The sequence below is a fragment of the Streptomyces sp. NPDC059534 genome, from assembly GCF_042743475.1.
Classification (GTDB): Bacteria; Actinomycetota; Actinomycetes; order Streptomycetales; family Streptomycetaceae; genus Streptomyces.
In genome coordinates this window covers 76,958-95,545 of sequence record NZ_JBHWAQ010000020.1, presented here as the reverse complement: position 1 = coordinate 95,545, position 18,588 = coordinate 76,958, and the positions used below count along the sequence as shown (strand labels likewise).

17 protein-coding genes are annotated in these 18,588 nt (G+C 69.1%); 9 read left to right on the top strand and 8 right to left on the bottom strand.

The window, feature by feature from the left end:
* The first annotated feature begins 35 nt into the window (after positions 1-35).
* Positions 36-512 carry a MarR family winged helix-turn-helix transcriptional regulator gene (locus tag ACFVZH_RS23620; RefSeq protein WP_384899946.1) on the top strand — a complete coding sequence of 159 codons (477 nt, stop codon included), beginning with the start codon at positions 36-38 and terminating at the stop codon, positions 510-512.
* Between the two features lie 43 nt (positions 513-555).
* Positions 556-1,008: a GNAT family N-acetyltransferase gene (locus ACFVZH_RS23615; RefSeq protein WP_384899944.1), complete on the top strand. Its 453-nt coding sequence runs from the start codon at positions 556-558 to the stop codon at positions 1,006-1,008.
* Positions 1,009-1,081: 73 nt separating this feature from the next.
* Here the strand turns inward: ACFVZH_RS23615 and ACFVZH_RS23610 are convergent, their stop codons facing one another.
* Together ACFVZH_RS23610 and dnaB are read right to left on the bottom strand one after the other, a co-directional pair.
* Complete coding sequence (locus tag ACFVZH_RS23610) at positions 1,082-2,464, bottom strand: serine hydrolase domain-containing protein (RefSeq protein ID WP_384899943.1); 1,383 nt, start codon at positions 2,462-2,464, stop codon at positions 1,082-1,084.
* A gap of 51 nt (positions 2,465-2,515) precedes the next feature.
* Entirely contained in the window at positions 2,516-3,997 is a 1,482-nt protein-coding gene (gene dnaB / locus ACFVZH_RS23605; protein WP_384899941.1) for a replicative DNA helicase, read from the bottom strand.
* Between the two features lie 424 nt (positions 3,998-4,421).
* Here dnaB and ACFVZH_RS23600 point away from each other — a divergent pair, with 424 nt between their 5' ends.
* A complete protein-coding gene (locus ACFVZH_RS23600) occupies positions 4,422-5,759 on the top strand; it encodes an MATE family efflux transporter (RefSeq protein WP_384899939.1) in 1,338 nt (445 codons plus the stop codon).
* Between the two features lie 121 nt (positions 5,760-5,880).
* On the opposite strand, the gene rplI is transcribed toward ACFVZH_RS23600, so the two are convergent.
* The 4 genes from rplI to rpsF form a co-directional block, all read right to left on the bottom strand.
* Entirely contained in the window at positions 5,881-6,327 is a 447-nt protein-coding gene (gene rplI, locus ACFVZH_RS23595) for a 50S ribosomal protein L9 (RefSeq protein WP_366303056.1), read from the bottom strand.
* An 18-nt stretch (positions 6,328-6,345) separates the two neighbouring features.
* Positions 6,346-6,582, bottom strand: a complete 237-nt coding sequence (gene rpsR, locus ACFVZH_RS23590) for a 30S ribosomal protein S18 (protein WP_003956534.1) — start codon at positions 6,580-6,582, stop codon at positions 6,346-6,348.
* Between the two features lie 55 nt (positions 6,583-6,637).
* Positions 6,638-7,231 carry a single-stranded DNA-binding protein gene (locus ACFVZH_RS23585; protein ID WP_384899937.1) on the bottom strand — a complete coding sequence of 198 codons (594 nt, stop codon included), beginning with the start codon at positions 7,229-7,231 and terminating at the stop codon, positions 6,638-6,640.
* A 74-nt stretch (positions 7,232-7,305) separates the two neighbouring features.
* Entirely contained in the window at positions 7,306-7,596 is a 291-nt protein-coding gene (rpsF, locus tag ACFVZH_RS23580; RefSeq protein ID WP_005482942.1) for a 30S ribosomal protein S6, read from the bottom strand.
* 285 nt (positions 7,597-7,881) lie between these two features.
* On the opposite strand from rpsF, the gene ACFVZH_RS23575 reads away from it, so the two are divergent.
* The 3 genes from ACFVZH_RS23575 to ACFVZH_RS23565 all read left to right on the top strand — a co-directional run bounded on the left by ACFVZH_RS23575 (position 7,882) and on the right by ACFVZH_RS23565 (position 10,539).
* Entirely contained in the window at positions 7,882-8,196 is a 315-nt protein-coding gene (locus ACFVZH_RS23575) for a hypothetical protein (protein ID WP_384899936.1), read from the top strand.
* 119 nt (positions 8,197-8,315) lie between these two features.
* Entirely contained in the window at positions 8,316-9,434 is a 1,119-nt protein-coding gene (locus ACFVZH_RS23570) for a lipid II:glycine glycyltransferase FemX (protein ID WP_384899934.1), read from the top strand.
* 73 nt (positions 9,435-9,507) lie between these two features.
* Entirely contained in the window at positions 9,508-10,539 is a 1,032-nt protein-coding gene (locus tag ACFVZH_RS23565; protein ID WP_384899932.1) for an alanine racemase, read from the top strand.
* Positions 10,540-10,554: 15 nt separating this feature from the next.
* Here ACFVZH_RS23565 and ACFVZH_RS23560 read toward each other — a convergent pair whose 3' ends face one another.
* On the bottom strand, positions 10,555-12,099 hold the full coding sequence (locus ACFVZH_RS23560) for a glycosyltransferase family 87 protein (RefSeq protein ID WP_384899930.1): 1,545 nt from the start codon (positions 12,097-12,099) through the stop codon (positions 10,555-10,557).
* Between the two features lie 114 nt (positions 12,100-12,213).
* Positions 12,214-14,943: a transglycosylase domain-containing protein gene (locus tag ACFVZH_RS23555; protein ID WP_384899928.1), complete on the bottom strand. Its 2,730-nt coding sequence runs from the start codon at positions 14,941-14,943 to the stop codon at positions 12,214-12,216.
* Positions 14,944-15,312: 369 nt separating this feature from the next.
* Between ACFVZH_RS23555 and ACFVZH_RS23550 the strand changes: the two genes are divergently transcribed.
* The 3 genes from ACFVZH_RS23550 to ACFVZH_RS23540 all read left to right on the top strand — a co-directional run bounded on the left by ACFVZH_RS23550 (position 15,313) and on the right by ACFVZH_RS23540 (position 18,468).
* On the top strand, positions 15,313-15,993 hold the full coding sequence (locus ACFVZH_RS23550) for a helix-turn-helix transcriptional regulator (RefSeq protein WP_384899926.1): 681 nt from the start codon (positions 15,313-15,315) through the stop codon (positions 15,991-15,993).
* Positions 15,994-16,041: 48 nt separating this feature from the next.
* Positions 16,042-17,124, top strand: coding sequence for an inositol-3-phosphate synthase (locus tag ACFVZH_RS23545; RefSeq protein ID WP_384899924.1), 1,083 nt, complete (start codon positions 16,042-16,044; stop codon positions 17,122-17,124).
* 75 nt (positions 17,125-17,199) lie between these two features.
* Positions 17,200-18,468: an MFS transporter gene (locus ACFVZH_RS23540; protein ID WP_384899922.1), complete on the top strand. Its 1,269-nt coding sequence runs from the start codon at positions 17,200-17,202 to the stop codon at positions 18,466-18,468.
* Positions 18,469-18,588 lie beyond the last annotated feature (120 nt).

The window sequence follows — 18,588 nt, the reverse complement described above, 5'->3', positions numbered from 1 at the left end:
GCCATCCGGCGCCGAGGAGAGACACGGGAGAGACCATGACCGCCACAGACCCCGCACTCACCGCGCTCTCCCAGCGCTGGTGCGCCCTCTCCCTGCTGCACGGCCGGATCGAGTCCCACCTCGAGCGCGCCCTGGAGTCCGGGCACGGTCTGAGCGTGCGGGAGTACTCGCTCCTCGACGTCCTCAGCCGCCAGCACAGCGGCCCGGGCGGTCACCTCCAGATGAAGCAGGTGGCCGACGCCGTCGTCCTCAGCCAGAGCGCCACGACCCGGCTCGTCACGCGACTGGAGGACCGGGGCCTGCTCACCCGGTACCTCTGCGCCACCGACCGGCGCGGTATCTACACCGACGTCACGGAAGCCGGGCTGAAGCTCCTCGAAGAGGCCCGTCCCACCAACGACAGCGCGCTCCGCGAGGCCCTCGACGAGGCCGCGACGAACCCTGAGCTCGCCCCGCTGGTCCAGGTCGTCGAAGGCACGGGCGTCGTGAACGGCGCGGGCGTTCCGGCCTGACACGACGGCGGCCCCGGAAGCGGCCGAGCGTACGCTGCGAGGCATGAGCGATCTTGAGATACGCCCCGCCACCGCCGAGGACCTCCCGGCCATCGTCGCCATGCTCGCCGACGACCCCCTGGGCTCGCAGCGGGAATCCCCCGACGACCTCACCCCGTACCTCACGGCCTTCGAGCGCCTCGCGAACGACCCCCACCAGCACGTCGTCGTGGCCGTCCGCGGGGAGAAGGTCGTCGGGACGCTCCAGCTGACGGTGATCCCGGGACTCTCCCGCCGGGGCACCACCCGCTCGATCATCGAAGGCGTACGCATCCACGCCGACGAGCGCGGGAGCGGTCTGGGAACCCAGCTCATCGAATGGGCCGTGGAGGAGTCCGGCCGCCAGGACTGCCGGCTGGTGCAGCTGACCTCCGACGTCACCCGCACCGACGCCCACCGCTTCTACGAGCGGCTCGGATTCGAAGCCTCCCACGTGGGCTTCAAGAAGAGCCTCTGAGGCCCGCACGCGCGAACAGCGTGCCGGAAGGAGAACCCGGCACGCTGTTTCACGTGAAACGCCCCAGGCAGGCTCAGAGGCCGCGCCAGCCCGCCTCGTCGACACCACCGGGCACCGCGTCCTGCGGCGCGTACGGCTCTCGTGTGAAGACGAACGACCCCAGGTCGAGATGGCTGACGCTCCCGTCGGGGCGCCGCACGACCCGGAGCGTCTCCCCCTCGTAGTAGCCGTTCAGCCCGACCCAGCCGCCCTCGGGCAGCGCCCGGAAGCGCGCCCGGCGCCCGGGGCCCCGCAGCGGTTCGAGCACCACGCTCCGCTCGGGACCGAGCCGGAGCCCGTAGGAGTACGTCCCCCAGTACCAGGGCCCCGTGAGAGCCAGCAGTTCCTCGTCGACCTCGGCCTCGGGCAGCGGCCGCCACGGCTCCGGGAACCTCGGCTCGGCCTCCGCCACGATCCGTACGAGATCGGCGGCCACGGCTCCGACGGCAACCCCCGAAGTGGCGTTGGCGAGGGCGACCCCCGCCAGCCCGTCTTCCACGCTCACCCACAGGCAGGCGACGAAGCCCGGCAGCGAGCCGGTGTGGCCGATCAGGGTCCGCCCGTCCTTGCTCACCAGCTGGAGACCGAGCCCGTAGCTCCCCTCCCAGTCCCCCTCCCCGGCCGCGGCCGCAGGGGCCCGCATCTCGGCCACGGAGGCCGCGCCGAGCACCCGCTCGTCGCCCACCGCGAGGAACGCGGCGAATCGGGCGAGGTCGGCGGCGGTCGACCAGAGCTGACCGGCCGGCGCCATGATCCCCAGGTCCTCGGACGGTTCGGGCAGCATCACATCGGCCCAGGGGTGCACCGCCCAGCCACCCGCGTGCGGGGCCACGGGGTCCACCGTCGTGCGGTCCATCCCCAGCGGCTCCAGGATCTCGCGCCGCAGCGCCTCCTCCCAGGTCACTCCCCGCACCGCCTCGACGAGCGAACCGAGCAGCGTGTAACCGGGGTTGGAGTAGTGGTGACGGCGCCCGGGGGCCCGGAGGAAGGGCCGCTCCCCCAGCACGTCGGAGAGCTCCGGACGCAGCGCGGCGGACGACCGCTCCCACCACGAGCCGGGCGTCTCGGCCGCGAGTCCACCGCTGTGGCCGAGGAGTTGAGCGATCGTCACCTCACCGGCGCCCGTCCCCTTGAGGTGCTTCTCCAGCTGATCGTCCAGCCCGAGCAGGCCCTCGTCCCGCAGCCGCATCACCAGCACGGCGGTGAACACCTTGGTGAGGGAACCGATCCTGTACTGCGTGTCGGCGTCCGGCGCGTGCCCGTCCACACAACTGCGCGCACCGCTCCAGACCATCACGCCGTCACGGACCACCGCGCCCACGAGAGACGGCGCCCGCCCCTCCGCCTGGGCCACCGCGACACGGTGCAGAAGGGCGCGCTCGGTACCGGGCAGCAAAGCTTCGAAAAATGTCGTCACGCAACGATCCAACGCGATGTCACATACGAAGCTTCCCGATCCGGGGGTCGGTCAGGTCTGGGCCATATCGACGAAGCGCGAGTAGTGGCCCTGGAAGGCCACGGTGATCGTGGCTGTCGGACCGTTACGGTGCTTGCCCACGATGATGTCCGCCTCGCCGGCGCGCGGGGACTCCTTCTCGTAGGCGTCCTCACGGTGCAGCAGGATCACCATGTCGGCGTCCTGCTCGATCGAGCCGGACTCACGCAGGTCGGAGACCATCGGCTTCTTGTCGGTGCGCTGCTCGGGGCCACGGTTCAGCTGGGAGAGCGCGATCACCGGCAGCTCCAGCTCCTTGGCGAGGAGCTTCAGGTTTCGCGACATGTCGGAGACCTCTTGCTGACGGCTCTCCTGCCGCTTGGAGCCACCCGACTGCATGAGCTGCAGGTAGTCGATGATGACGAGCTTGAGGCCGTTGCGCTGCTTGAGCCGACGGCACTTGGCCCGGATCTCCATCATCGACAGGTTCGGCGAGTCGTCGATGTAGAGCGGCGCCTGGGAGACGTCGGGCATCCGGCGGGCGAGCCGCGTCCAGTCCTCGTCGGTCATCGTGCCGGAGCGCATGTGATGGAGCGCCACCCGGGCCTCGGCCGAGAGGAGACGCATCGCGATCTCGTTGCGGCCCATTTCGAGGGAGAAGATGACGCTGGGCAGGTTGTGCTTGATGGACGCCGCCCGGGCGAAGTCCAGGGCGAGGGTCGACTTACCCATGGCGGGACGGGCCGCGATGATGATCATCTGGCCGGGGTGCAGACCGTTGGTGAGCGAGTCGAGATCCGAGAAGCCGGTGGGCACACCGGTCATCTCGCCGCTGCGGGAGCCGATCGCCTCGATCTCGTCGAGCGCCCCCTCCATGATGTCGCCGAGCGGCAGGTAGTCCTCGGTGGTGCGCTGCTCGGTGACCGCGTAGATCTCGGCCTGCGCCGAGTTCACGATCTCGTCGACGTCTCCGTCGGCCGCGTAGCCCATCTGCGTGATCTTGGTGCCGGCCTCGACGAGGCGGCGCAGGACGGCGCGCTCGTGGACGATCTCCGCGTAGTACGAGGCGTTGGCCGCGGTGGGTACCGACTGGACCAGGGTGTGGAGGTAGGAGGCACCGCCGACCCGGGTGATCTCACCGCGCTTGGTGAGTTCGGCGCCGACCGTGATCGGGTCGGCGGGCTCGCCCTTCGCGTAGAGGTCGAGGATCGCCGCGTAGACCGTCTCGTGGGCGGGCTTGTAGAAGTCGTTGCCCTTGATGATCTCCACGACGTCCGCGATGGCGTCCTTGGAGAGCAGCATGCCGCCGAGGACGGACTGCTCGGCGTCGAGGTCCTGCGGGGGAACCCGCTCGAAGCCGGAGAGCCCGCCGTCCCACGGGCCGTCGTTGCCCCGCTCGTGCTGATCGTCCCGCCCGCGGCCCCGGCCACGCCCTTCGCCTCGGGTACGGGTGGGCAGCCGGTCACTCGGTCCGCTGTCGGCCCAAGGGTCGTCCATGGGCTCGGTCATACTCACCAAGCCACCTCCTCCCGTCCGCTCCGCGGACCTCGCCCTGCCACTCTTTCTTACGCCACGGCCTTGATCAACGAGTGGCTTTGCGACCGCTTCTGGCGCGTCGGGCGCCGGTCCACGGTAGGCCCGCGGGGAGCGTCAGCCAATCTGGTTATCCACAGGCCCTGTGGGTGAAGGGCCAGATGCTGTGGAGAACTCGCCGGAACCTGTGCACGGAGCGGGGGACAGCCATGTGGACAAACTCATAGCACCCCCGAACTCACCCATCTGACCTGCGGTTTTTCCATCCACGGGCTGTGGGGGAGAAAAAGTTCTACCCCTGACTCAAGATCAGAACAAACGACCCACACCCGAAGCCCCGCACCATCACGAAGTAAGGATCACTGATGCATTGCATCTCTTACCTGTGGAAGATTAGATTGACCCCATGATCCAGGCCCCCGTGACCTCCAAGGCCGCCCGTCGACAGCACGACCGCGAGATCGTCTCCCTCGCCCTGCCGGCGTTCGGCGCACTCGTCGCCGAGCCGCTCTTCCTCATGGTCGACAGCGCCATCGTCGGCCACCTCGGCACACCCCAGCTCGCGGGCCTCGCGATCGCCGCCACTCTGCTCTCCACCGCCGTCAGCGTCTTCGTCTTCCTCGCCTACGCCACCACGGCGGCGGTCTCGCGGAGGGTCGGCGCGGGCGAACTCCAGGCCGCCATCCGGCAGGGCATGGACGGCATCTGGCTCGCGCTCCTCCTCGGTGCCGCCGTGGTCGTCCTGACCCTGCCCACCGCACCCTGGCTCGTCGACGTCTTCGGAGCCTCCGACACCGCCGCGCCCTACGCCGTCACCTACCTCCGGATCTCCAGCCTGGGGATCCCCGCGATGCTCGTGGTCCTGGCCGCCACCGGCGTCCTGCGCGGCCTCCAGGACACCCGTACACCGCTCTACGTGGCCATCGGCGGCTTCGCGACCAACGCCGCACTCAACGTCGGACTGGTCTACGGCGCCGATCTGGGCATCGCGGGCTCCGCCTGGGGCACGGTGATCGCCCAGTACGGCATGGCAGCCGTCTACCTCGTCGTGGTCGTCCGGGGCGCCCGGCGCCATGGAGCCTCCCTGCGCCCCGACGCGGCAGGCATCCGCGCCTCGGCCCAGGCCGGGGCCCCCCTGCTCGTCCGTACGCTCTCGCTCCGCGCGGTCCTGCTGATCGCCACCGCCGTCGCGGCCCGGATGGGTGACGCCGAGGTCGCGGCCCACCAGATCATCCTGTCCCTGTGGAGCCTCATGGCCTTCGCCCTCGACGCGATCGCCATCGCGGGCCAGGCCATCATCGGCCGCTATCTCGGCGCGGACGACGCCCAGGGTGCCCGACAGGTCTGCCGCCGCATGGTCCAGTGGGGCGTGGTCTCCGGTGTGGTGCTCGGTGTGCTCCTGATCATCGCCCGCCCCCTGTTCGTCCCGCTCTTCACCAGTGACGCAACCGTCCAGGACACCCTGCTGCCGGCCCTGCTGGTGGTCGCGGTCTCCCAGCCGATCTCCGGCGTCGTCTTCGTCCTCGACGGTGTCCTGATGGGGGCGGGAGACGGCCCGTACCTGGCCTGGGCCATGGTGCTGACCCTGGCCGTCTTCGCCCCGGTGGCCCTGCTGGTCCCGGTGCTCGGCGGGGGACTGACCGCCCTCTGGTGGGCGATGACGCTGATGATGACCGTGCGGCTGCTGACACTCTGGCTGCGCACCCGCTCCGGCCTCTGGATCGTCACGGGCGCCACACGCTGAACGTTTCGCGTGAAACGCCCTGTCTCACGTGAAAAACAGTTTCACGTGAAACAGCGGAAGGGCCGCACCCCGAGGGGTACGGCCCTTCCTCACTGCTGAGCGCAGACTGCCAAGGGCAGCGTTACGCGGCGACGACCTCGACGCCGAGCTTCGCGGCAACCTCGGGGTGCAGACGCACGAACACCTGGTGCGAGCCCAGGGTCTTGATCGGCGAACCGAGCTCGACGCGACGCTTGTCGACGTCGGGGCCACCCGCGGACTTGATCGCCGAGGCGATGTCGGCCGGGGTCACGGAGCCGAAGAGACGGCCGGCGTCGCCGGAGCGAACGGCCAGGCGCACCTTCGTGCCCTCGAGCTGGGCCTTGATCTCGTTGGCCTGCTCGATGGTCGCGATCTCGTGGATCTTGCGGGCGCGGCGGATCTGCGCCACGTCCTTCTCGCCACCCTTGGTCCAGCGGATCGCGAAACCACGCGGGACCAGGTAGTTGCGAGCGTAGCCGTCCTTGACGTCGACGACGTCGCCAGCGGCACCGAGGCCAGAGACCTCGTGGGTGAGGATGATCTTCATTTTTCGGTCACCCTTCCCTTATCGCGCGGTGGACGTGTAGGGCAGCAGCGCCATCTCACGGCTGTTCTTCACGGCCGTGGCGACGTCACGCTGGTGCTGCGTGCAGTTGCCGGTAACGCGGCGGGCACGGATCTTGCCGCGGTCGGAAATGAACTTCCGCAGCATGTTCGTGTCCTTGTAGTCCACGTACACGGTCTTGTCCTTGCAGAACGCGCAGACCTTCTTCTTAGGCTTGCGCACAGGCGGCTTCGCCATGGTGTTTCTCCTGTGTGATCAAGAAGTGGGGGTACGAGCTGCTTCCAGGCGGGGCCTAGAAGGGAGGCTCGTCCGAGTAGCCGCCGCCGGAGTTTCCACCCCAGCCGCCACCGCCGCCGCCGGCCTGCTGGCCGCCGGAGGGAGCACCGCCGCCGGTCGCCCACGGGTCGTCGGCGGGAGCACCGCCACCACCCTGCTGGGGACCGCCGGAGTTGCCACCCCAGCTGCCACCGCCGCCGCCGGCCTGCTGGCCGCCGCCGCCGTATCCACCCTGGCCGCCTCGACCGGTGGTCTTGGTGACCTTGGCCGTGGCGTTCTTGAGGCTGGGGCCGACTTCCTCGACGTCCAGCTCGTAGACCGTGCGCTTGACGCCCTCACGGTCCTCATAGGACCGCTGCTTCAGCCGGCCCTGCACGACGACGCGCATGCCTCGCTGAAGCGACTCGGCGACGTTCTCCGCCGCCTGACGCCAGACCGAGCAGGTGAGGAACAGGCTCTCGCCGTCCTTCCACTCATTGGTCTGACGGTCGAAGGTGCGGGGAGTGGACGCGATACGGAACTTCGCGACCGCCGCACCGGACGGGGTGAAGCGCAGCTCGGGGTCGTCGACAAGATTGCCGACAACCGTGATGACGGTCTCGCCTGCCATGGGGGAACCTCTCGGCGGGTTTGCTGCTGGCTGCTTTGTTGCTACTCGGACCCGATGACCTCTGAGCTAGAAGCTCAGTGGGTCTCGGGACGGAGGACCTTGGTCCGGAGGACCGACTCGTTCAGGTTCATCTGGCGGTCGAGCTCCTTGACGACCGCAGGCTCGGCCTGCAGGTCGATGACCGAGTAGATGCCCTCGGGCTTCTTCTTGATCTCGTACGAGAGACGACGGCGGCCCCAGGTGTCGACCTTCTCGACCTTTCCGTTGCCCTCACGGACGACGGAGAGGAAGTTCTCGATCAGGGGGGCGACAGCGCGCTCCTCCAGATCGGGGTCGAGGATGACCATCACTTCGTAGTGACGCATGTGGAACCCACCTCCTTTGGACTCAGCGGCCACGGTCGTTCCGTGGCAGGAGGGTCGTGATGCGTAAGCAACGGTATCCGCCGCCACTGACAATCCCCCTCGGCGAGCGAGAGGGGCCGTCGGGGATCCCGAAGGGATCTGGGCAGACACCGGCGCAGCTGTACAGAGTACCCGCACATCGGCCTGCGGTTGAAATTCACTGGTGAGGGGACGCAATCTGTACACAACGGATGTCGGCGGCGCTGCGAGGCGCCGCCCTCGCGCAGCAACGCCAGGAGGTGCCCCATGGCACAGGCAATGCGACCCGACCCCGGCCACTCCCTCTTCGCGACCGACGGCAAGCCCCACCCGCTCCAGGACACCCTGGTCGGCGTGACGCTGGTCATGGGCGTCCTCGCCTTCGTCACCGCACAGTTCGACAACCTGCACCTGCTGAGTTCCTGGTCGGGCCTGATCGGCATCCTGACCGGTGCCTACGGACAGTTCATCTCCGTGACGACCCGTGAACGCTTCCTGCTGGTCCTCGGACTCGGGGCGTCGGCGTTCGGCTTCTATCTCGGCATGGCGCACGGCGGCCTCTTCGGCGGCGTCATCAGCTGAGCCCACCCGCACGTCAGGGCGCACACGCCCATCCGGGGCGCTCCCCGGTCACAGTAGGCTTCGGCGCGAGAGCCGGAGCCCCTGACCGATGGGGACACACCTGCCGAGGAGCGCCCCGCATGAGCCTGACCCTGAGGACCATCAGCCGTGAGCAGCATCTGGCATTCATCCAGAGCCAGCCCGCGGCGAGCCACTGCCAGGTCCCGGCGTGGGCTGATGTGAAGACCGAGTGGCGCTCGGAGAACCTCGGCTGGTTCGACAAGAGCGGTGAACTCGTCGGCGCCGGCCTGGTGCTGTACCGCCAGCTGCCGAAGATCAAGCGCTACCTCGCCTATCTGCCCGAGGGCCCGGTCATCAACTGGCACGCGCCCAACCTCGACGACTGGCTGCAGCCGATGCTGGCGCACCTCAAGCAGCAGGGCGCCTTCTCCGTGAAGATGGGCCCGCCGGTCGTCATCCGCCGCTGGGACTCGGCCGCCATCAAGGCCGGCATCCAGGACCCGGACGTCAAGCGGCTCAAGGACGTCGAGGCCACCCACATCGAGCCGCGCGCCTTCGAGGTCGCGGACCGGCTGCGGAAGATGGGCTGGCAGCAGGCCGAGGACGGCGGCGCCGGCTTCGGTGACGTCCAGCCCCGCTACGTCTTCCAGGTCCCGCTCGCGAACCGCTCGCTCGACGACGTCCTCAAGGGCTTCAACCAGCTGTGGCGCCGGAACATCAAGAAGGCCGAGAAGGCCGGTGTCGAGGTCGTCCAGGGCGGCTACGAGGACCTGGCCGAATGGCAGCGCCTCTACGAGATCACGGCCGTCCGCGACCACTTCCGGCCGCGCCCGCTCTCGTACTTCCAGCGCATGTGGACCGTCCTCAACAGCGAGGACCCCAACCGCATGCGGCTCTACTTCGCCCGTCACAACGGCGTCAACCTCTCCGCCGCGACCATGCTCGTCGTCGGCGGGCACGTCTGGTACTCCTACGGCGCCTCCGACAACATCGGCCGTGAGGTCCGGCCCTCGAACGCGATGCAGTGGCGGATGCTGCGCGACGCCTACGCGATGGGCGCGACCGTCTACGACCTGCGGGGCATCTCGGACTCCCTCGACGAGACCGACCACCTCTTCGGACTCATCCAGTTCAAGGTGGGCACCGGCGGCGAGGCCGTCGAGTACGTCGGCGAGTGGGACTTCCCGCTGAACAAGCTGCTCCACAAGGCTCTCGACATCTACATGTCGCGCCGCTGACGGTTCCGTAGGCTCCGTAGTCTCGTACATATCTTTGATACACCGCTGCCACCAGAAAGGTTCCGGGCCGGCCATGGCGCTCTCCCTCTACGTCGACACCGCTCGCTGGCGCGCGCACCAGAAGACCGTCATCGACCAGTTCCCCGGGCTCATCCCGGTCTGCAAGGGCAACGGCTACGGCTTCGGGCACGAGCGCCTCGCGGACGAGGCGGCCCGGTTCGGCGCCGACATGCTCGCCGTGGGCACCACCTACGAGGCCGCGAAGATCAAGGACTGGTTCGGCGGCGACCTGCTGGTGCTCACCCCCTTCCGCCGGGGCGAGGAACCGGTTCCGCTGCCCGACCGGGTGATCCGTTCCGTCTCGTCCGTGGACGGCGTCCGCGCCTTGGTGGGCGCCCGAGTCGTCATCGAGTGCATGAGCTCGATGAAGCGGCACGGCGTCCACGAGGAGGAGCTCCAGCAGCTCCACTCGGCCATCGAGGACGTACGCCTGGAGGGCTTCGCCCTCCACCTCCCGCTGGACCGCCCGGACGGCACGGACGCGGTCGAGGAGGTCATCGCCTGGATGGACCGCCTGCGGGCCGCCCGGCTGCCCCTGCACACCATGTTCGTGAGCCATCTGCGGGCGGCGGAGCAGGCCCGGCTCCAGCAGCAGTTCCCGCAGACCCGGTTCCGCGCCCGGATCGGCACCCGGCTCTGGCTGGGCGACCACGAGGCCACGGAGTACCGGGGAGCGGTCCTCGACGTGACCCGGGTGGCCAAGGGCGACCGGTTCGGCTACCGCCAGCAGAAGGCCGCCTCGGACGGCTGGCTGGTCGTCGTCGCCGGTGGCACCTCGCACGGCGTGGGCCTGGAGGCCCCCAAGGCGATGCACGGCGTCATGCCGCGCGCCAAGGGCGTCGCGCGGGCCGGGCTCGCGACCGTCAACCGCAACCTGTCGCCGTTCGTCTGGGCCGGGAAGCAGCGCTGGTTCGCCGAGCCGCCGCACATGCAGGTGTCGATCCTGTTCGTGCCCGCCGACGCCGAGGAGCCCCGGGTCGGCGACGAGCTCGTGGCGCATCTGCGCCACACCACGACGCAGTTCGACCGGCTCGTCGAGCGCTGAGCCGGCCGGAACCGCTCACCCCCGGGAGTCCTGCTCCCGGGGGGCTCTCCACGGGTCGAAGGGCTCTTCGGCGGCCCCCCACCGCACCCGCGGGCCCTCCTCGACGGCCGGCGCGGCGTGCCGGGCCGGATGCGCCGCCCTTCCCGCGACCACGAGGTCCTCGGCGCCGTCCAGGACGCCTCCTGAGGGGTCGTCGGAGCCGTCCTGCCGCACCGGGTCCTTCTCGGGCGCCAGGATGTCGCGGACGACCATCGCGCACAGGTACAGCGTGCCGAGCAGGTGCACGACGATCGCGAACTGGTAGCCGTCCACCGGCAGGCCCTGCTTGCTGCCCCCGCTGGTGAACGCCAGGTACATCCAGATGCCGAGGAAGTACACGACCTCGCATGCCTGCCAGACCAGGAAGTCGCGCCAGCGCGGCCTGGCGAGCGCGGCGAGCGGCACCAGCCACAGGACGTACTGCGGCGAGTAGACCTTGTTGGTGAGCACGAACGCGGCGACGACCAGGAACGCCAGCTGGACGAAACGCGGCCGGCGGGGTGCGGTGAACGCCAGGTAGGCGATCCCCGCGGCGGCCACGGCCATCAGCAGCAGCGCGTACAGGTTGGCCCGATCCGGCGGGATCGACGTGCCCGTCCGCTGGCTGATCAGCAGCCAGACCGATCCGAAGTCGACGTTCCGGTCCCGGCTGAAGAGGTAGAACTGCTTCCAGCCCTCGGGGGCGAGCAGCATCACGGGCAGGTTCACGACCAGCCAGGCGCCCATGGCGCCGAGCACCGCGGTCCCGTACTCCCGCCACTTCCCGGCCCGCCAGCAGAGCAGGAGCAGGGGCCAGAGGAGCAGTATCGGGTAGAACTTGGCGGCGGTGGCGAGACCGAGCAGGATGCCGAAGGCCAGCGGCCGCTCGCGCGACCACATCAGGACGGCGGCGGCGGTCAGCGCGACGGCCAGTATGTCCCAGTTGATCGTGGCCGTGAGCGCGACCGAGGGCGCCAGGGCGACCAGGAGCCCGTCCCAGGGGCGCCGGCGGTGCGTCCGGGTCACACAGACCGCCAGGACGGCCGCACAGACCATCAGCAGGCCCGCGTTGGCCAGCCAGAACGCCCGCTCGTTCTCGTCCGGGCTTCCGCCGCCGGGCGTCAGCCAGGCGGCGACCTCCATGAACAGCCCCGTCAGAACCGGGTACTCCAGGAACGGTATGTCGCCGCCCAGCCGGTCGAAGTAGGGCACCAGACCGTCCGCGAAGCCCCGCCCTGCGAAGAGGTGGGGGATGTCGGAGTAGCAGGCGTGGGTGTACTGGGAGGTCGTCCCCTGGAACCAGGCCCAGTTGTAACAGGGCAGCTTCTGCACCATGCCGAGGGCGAACATGCCGATGGCCACGAGGGCGATGACCCGCACCGGCGTGAACTGCCCGCCACCGGGCAGCGCCCGGCGCCCGTAGGGGCCGCCGATCAGCTCGCTGCCCGCGGCGGCCACCCGGTCCCGTTGGGTGGGGCTGACCGTCCGCGAGCGGTCCTGCGGCCCGTCCTGCGGCGCGCTCGTCTTCTGGAGGCTCGGCATGGGGGACATCCTGCCGTACGACCCCGTGAAAACGGCGAGGGCCGCCGCGGCCGTTCCGTACGGAAGGTACGGAACGGACGCGACGGCCCTCGGGGACGTGCCCGGACCAGGGGATCAGGGGATCCAGGTCCCGCCGCCGGGTCTGCCGTTCCCGTTGCCACCGCTGTCGTCCGTCGCCGTGTCGGTCGGCGTCGGTGTCCCGGTGGTGGGCGGCGTCGTGGTGGGCTGACCGGTGTTGCCACCGGGATTCCCCGGGTTGCTGCAGTTCCAGTCCCAGACGTCACACGTCGTCTTGCCCGGCTTCGGGGTCTTGGTCGCCGGGGGAGTCGTGGTCGGCATCGCCGGCGGCGTCGTCGTCGGCATCGTCGACTCGGTGGGGGTCGGCGTGGCCGTCGGCGTCGGCGTCTGGCTGGTGGCACCGCCACCGAAGACGGGCTCGGAGTTCTCGATGTCCATCGGCTCGGGGAACTTCACGAGCGGCATGCCCTCGACGGCCTCGGACATGTAGTCCTTCCAGATCCGCGAGGGGAACGACGAGCCGTGGATCTTCGGCTGCGCGCCCGTGCCGTACATGTCCTCGAACTTGCGGTCCTTCTTGGTGTCGTCGTCGTCGTAGCGGTACATGTCGATCGCCGTCGCCAGCTGCGCGGTGTATCCCACGAACCAGGCCGACATGTTGGCGTCGGTGGTACCGGTCTTGCCGGCCACGTCACGGCCCGGAATGCGGGCCTTCGTGCCGGTGCCCTTCTCGACGACGTCGTGGAGCACGTCGGTGACCTGGCTGGCGATGGCCGGGGTGAAGGGCTGCTTGGTCGTCGCCTCGTGCTTCTTGATGACGACGCCCTCCTTCTTCACGGACTCGACCGAGTAGGGGTCGTTCTGCTTGCCCCCGTTGGCGAAGGTCGAGTAGGCGCCGGCCATGCGGATCGCGCTCGGACTGGAGATACCGAGGGAGAACGACGGCACCTCGCCCTGGACGAGCGAGCCCTCCAGGAGTCCGGCCTCCTTGGCGGACTGGCGGACCTTGTCGATGCCGATGTCCATGCCGAGCTGCACGTAGGGCGAGTTGGCCGAGTGGATCATGGCCTCACGCAGCGAGATGGCGCCGTAGCTGGCGTTCTCGTCGTTGGTCTGCTTCCACTCCTTGCCCTTCTCGTTGACCCAGATGTCGCCGTTGTACTTCCGGACCGTCAGCCCGTTCTTGCCGGAGTAGCGGCTCTTGTCCGGGTCCACGAGCGTGCGGCTGGACTCGTCCTGGACCGCGCCGAGCTCCGGGTCACGGACGCCGTACTTCATCGCGGCGGCGAGCACGAAGGGCTTGAACGTCGATCCGACCATGGCGCCGGTGGCGTCGGCGTTGTTGCTGAAGTGCTTGGTGGCGTCGGCACCGCCGTAGAGGGCGACGATCTTCCCGGTCGCCGTGTCGACGGAGGCACCGCCGAACTGGACGTGCGTGTCGTCCTCCGGGCGCTTCTTCGGGTCGATGTGCTCGTCGATGACCTTCTTGACCGACTTCTCGAGCTTCATCACCTTGTCCTTCTCGAAGGTGGTGAAGATCTCGTAGCCGCCGCGCTCCAGGTCCTGGACGCTGATGCCGAACTGGGTCTTGATGTTGGCGTTGGCGGTCCTGACCAGGTAACCGATCTGACCGCCCAGGTTGGCGCTCTGGCCGGGCTTCTTCACCTTGGGGAAGGTGGGGTACTTCGCCCGCTCCGCGGCCGTGAGATGCCCGTCCTTCTGCATCTCGTCGAGGATCCACTTCCACCGCTTGGTGGCCCGCTCGGTGTTCTTCTCGGCCGTGGCCTCGGAGTCGATCTCGGGGTAGCCGGCGGGGTCGTAGTACGTCGCGCCCTTCAGCACCGCGGCGAGCAGCGCCGACTGGCTGGGGTCGAGGTCCTTGGCGTCCTTGTTGAAGTACGCGCGGGCCGCGGCCTGGATGCCGTAGGCACCCCGTCCGTAGTACGAGGTGTTCAGATAGCCGGCCATGATGTCCGGCTTCTCCACCTCGTTGCCGACCTTCATGGAGATGAAGAGTTCCTTCACCTTCCTGGTGATGGTCTGCGACTGGTCGTCGAGGCGGTTGTTCTTCACGTACTGCTGGGTGATGGTCGAACCACCCTGGGTCTCGCCGCCCTTGGCCATGTTCCACACGGCACGCGCGATACCCATGGGGTCGACTCCGGAGTCGTCCCGGAAGGTCTTGTTCTCCGCCGAGATCACCGCGTTCTGCATCGACATCGGGATCTGCGCGATGGGAACGATCTGACGGTTGGTGCCACTGCCCGTCGCGACCATGCGGGTCTTGTCGGCCCAGTAATAGATGTTGTTCTGCGACGTCGCGGTCTTGGCCTCGTCGGGGATCTCCACCTGCGAGTACGCGAACGCCGCGGCGCCCATCAGGCTCGCCGCGAAGAACAGGAAGGTGCCCGTCACGAGCTTCCACGAGGGCATCCAGCGACGCCAGCCGTACTTGTCGTACCTCGGGTAGTCGATGATCCGCTTCTTGCCCGGCGGACGGCCGCCGGAGCCCCGCCCCGGGCCACTGCCGCGCCCTCCGCCACCGCCGCGGCGGCCTCCACCGGAACCACCAGGGCCTCCGGGACCACTGTCGGCGCCCTTCCGGCGACTTCCGCGCTGGGCGGCCCGGCGGGCCTCCGCGCGGCCGCCGTAGGGCTGCTGCTCCTCTCCATGGGAGGACGGTGGCCCGTACGAGGCCACAGGGGCCCCCGTACCGACGTCATGGGCCGACCCGCGGCCCACCGGCTGCTGGGCAGCGCGCCGTGCCGCCGCGCGCCCACCCGTCGGCGGCTGCTGCGGCGGCATTTTGCGACGATGCTCGCTCATCGAACGACTACTCCTCGGGCAGGCGCGTACGCCTGGAAGCGGCAGTTGAGTTCCGGTCCCCCCGAAATGTGCACGTACGGCACCCCATCGGAGGCCCATCCGTACCGCAGCCGGTCACCCGCAGCACTGACGCCCCACGGCATCGCTCGGTTCCCGGTGGTCTGCATGCCGCACAGACTACGCACGGCCAAAACCTCCGGAGAGCCGGACTTCCGCCCAAATCAGGCAAGTCGAACGCTGTGAATTGACGATGTGACGCCGGTCACGGCGGGCCCGCTTGTCGAGACAGAGGGACCGTTCTATCGTGCTGATGTATCGAGTCGATACATCAGCACGGCATAAGGGCCACGGAAGCGGAGGAGGCGACGGATGAGCAGACGCTCCGGCATTCTCGAATTCGCCGTTCTCGGCCTGCTCCGCGAGGCCCCGATGCACGGGTACGAGCTGCGGAAGCGCCTCAACACCTCGCTGGGCGTCTTCCGGGCCTTCAGCTACGGAACGCTGTATCCCTGCCTCAAGACGCTGGTCGCCAACGGCTGGTTGATCGAGGAACCGGGCAGCGCTCCCGAGGAGGCCCTGGCCGCTTCACTCGCAGGACGCCGAGCCAAGATCGTCTACCGGTTGACGCCGGCAGGTAAGGACCACTTCGAGGAGCTCCTCTCCCACACAGGCCCGGACGCCTGGGAGGACGAGCACTTCGCCGCCCGCTTCGCCTTCTTCGGTCAGACCGAACGCGAAGTGCGGATGCGGGTCCTGGAGGGCCGCCGCAGCCGGCTGGAGGAGCGCCTCGAGAAGATGCGCGCCTCCCTGGTCCGGACCCGCGAGCGCCTCGACGACTACACGCTTGAGCTGCAGCGCCACGGCATGGAGTCCGTGGAGCGCGAAGTGCGCTGGCTGAACGAGCTCATCGAGAGCGAGCGGGCAGGGCGGGATCAGCGATCCGGCCCCGACGCCCCCGCTCTGCACGACAACGATTCTGGAGAAACGGGCGGCCTGCCCCGGCACGGGGGCAGTACCCGGCCGGATCCGTCCGACGACACCGCCAAGTGAAACCCTGCGCACAGCAGGGCTTCCACGATCTAACAGGGAGCAACCGGAATGGGTTCGGTTCGCGTAGCCATCGTCGGCGTGGGCAACTGCGCCGCCTCGCTGGTGCAGGGCGTCGAGTACTACAAGGACGCCGACCCGGCGGCCAAGGTGCCCGGCCTGATGCACGTCCAGTTCGGCGACTACCACGTCCGTGACATCGAGTTCGTGGCCGCCTTCGACGTCGACGCGAAGAAGGTCGGCCTCGACCTCTCCGACGCCATCGGCGCCAGCGAGAACAACACCATCAAGATCTGCGACGTCCCGAACACGGGCGTCACGGTCCAGCGCGGTCACACGCACGACGGTCTCGGCAAGTACTACCGCCTGACCATCGAGGAGTCCGCCGAGGCGCCGGTCGACATCGTCCAGATCCTCAAGGACCGCCAGGTCGACGTCCTCATCTGCTACCTGCCGGTGGGTTCCGAGGCCGCTGCGAAGTTCTACGCGCAGTGCGCCATCGACGCCAAGGTCGCGTTCGTCAACGCTCTCCCGGTCTTCATCGCCGGCACCAAGGAGTGGGCGGACAAGTTCACCGAGGCGGGCGTCCCGATCGTCGGCGACGACATCAAGTCCCAGGTCGGCGCGACCATCACGCACCGCGTGATGGCGAAGCTGTTCGAGGACCGCGGTGTCCGTCTTGAGCGCACCATGCAGCTCAACGTCGGCGGCAACATGGACTTCAAGAACATGCTCGAGCGCGACCGCCTCGAGTCCAAGAAGATCTCGAAGACGCAGGCCGTCACCTCGCAGATCCCCGACCGCGAGCTGGGCGAGAAGAACGTCCACATCGGTCCGTCGGACTACGTGGCCTGGCTGGACGACCGCAAGTGGGCGTACGTGCGCCTCGAGGGCCGCGCCTTCGGCGACGTTCCGCTGAACCTCGAGTACAAGCTCGAGGTGTGGGACTCCCCGAACTCCGCCGGTGTCATCATCGACGCCCTGCGCGCCGCGAAGATCGCCAAGGACCGGGGCATCGGCGGCCCGATCCTCTCCGCGTCCTCGTACTTCATGAAGTCCCCGCCGGTGCAGTACTTCGACGACGAGGCCCTGGCCAACGTCGAGAAGTTCATCAAGGGTGAGGTCGAGCGCTAAAGCGCCGCACGCTTGTCGATCGAGGGTCCCCGAGGCACTGCCCGGGGGCCCTCTTCGTATGTGAGTCTTGCTGCCATGTCCGTCGTACGTGATCTGCGCGTACTCCTGCGCCTGACGAACTTCCGCCGCCTGCTCGCCGTCCGGCTGCTCTCCCAGTGCGCCGACGGCGTCTATCAGGTGGCCCTGGCCACGTACGTCGTCTTCTCCCCCGAGAAGCAGACCTCCCCCGCCGCCATCGCGTCGGCCATGGCGGTCCTCCTGCTCCCGTACTCGCTCGTCGGGCCGTTCGCCGGTGTGCTCCTGGACCGCTGGCAGCGCCGTCAGGTCTTCCTGTACGGGAACCTGCTGCGCGCCCTGCTCGCCTGCGGGACCGCCGTGCTGGTCCTCGCCTCCGTGCCCGACTGGCTCTTCTACGCCTCCGCGCTCTCCGTCACCGCCGTCAACCGCTTCGTCCTCGCGGGGCTCTCTGCCTCGCTGCCACGCGTCGTCGACGACGAACGGCTGGTCGTGGCGAACTCCCTCTCCCCGACCGCCGGCACCCTCGCCGCGACCCTCGGAGGCGGCCTCGCGTTCGGCGTCCGGCTGATCGCCGACAACTCCGACGCGGCCGTGGTGGCCTTCGGTGCCCTGCTCTACCTCTGCTCCGCCCTGGCCTCCCTGCGGATGCCCCGGGAGCTCCTGGGGCCCGACCCGGTCCTCGTCCCCCAGCGCCTCCGCTCGGCACTGTCCTCGACGGTCCAGGGGCTGGCCGCGGGACTTCGGCACCTCTCCGAGCGCCGGCCCGCCGCCCGGGCGCTCATCGCGGTGGGCCTCATGCGCTTCTGTTACGGCGCCCTGCTCGTCACCGTGCTCATGCTCTGCCGCTACACCTGGAGCACCACCGACTCCGAGGGGCTCGGCCTCCTCGGGCTCGCCGTCGCCGCCTCGGGAGCGGGTTTCTTCGCCGCCGCCCTGCTCTCGCCCTGGGCGGTCGGGCGGCTCGGGCCCTTCGGCTGGATGACCGTGTGCGCGGCGATCGCCGCCGTCGTCGAGCCGGCACTCGGCCTGACCTTCGCCCCGGCCCCCTTCCTCGTCGCCGCCTTCGTCCTGGGGCTCATCACCCAGGGGGCCAAGATCGCGACGGACACCGTGGTGCAGACCTCCGTGGACGACGCCTACCGGGGGCGCGTCTTCTCCCTCTACGACGTGCTGTTCAACGTCGCCTTCGTGGGCGCGGCGGGGGTCGCGGCTCTGATGCTGCCGCCCGACGGCCGTTCCGCACTACTGGTCGTGCTGGTGGCCCTGATCTACGCGGCGATCGCACTGGCCCTGCGAGGGGAACGCGGGGAACGCACAGAGGGGTGATGTTTCACGTGAAACACCACCCCTCCCGAACGTGGGGGGGGGGGGGGGGGGTGGTGTGTGAAAAAACACCCCCCCCCCCCACAACCCAAACACCCGCCGCCCCCCCCCCCAACAACCCCG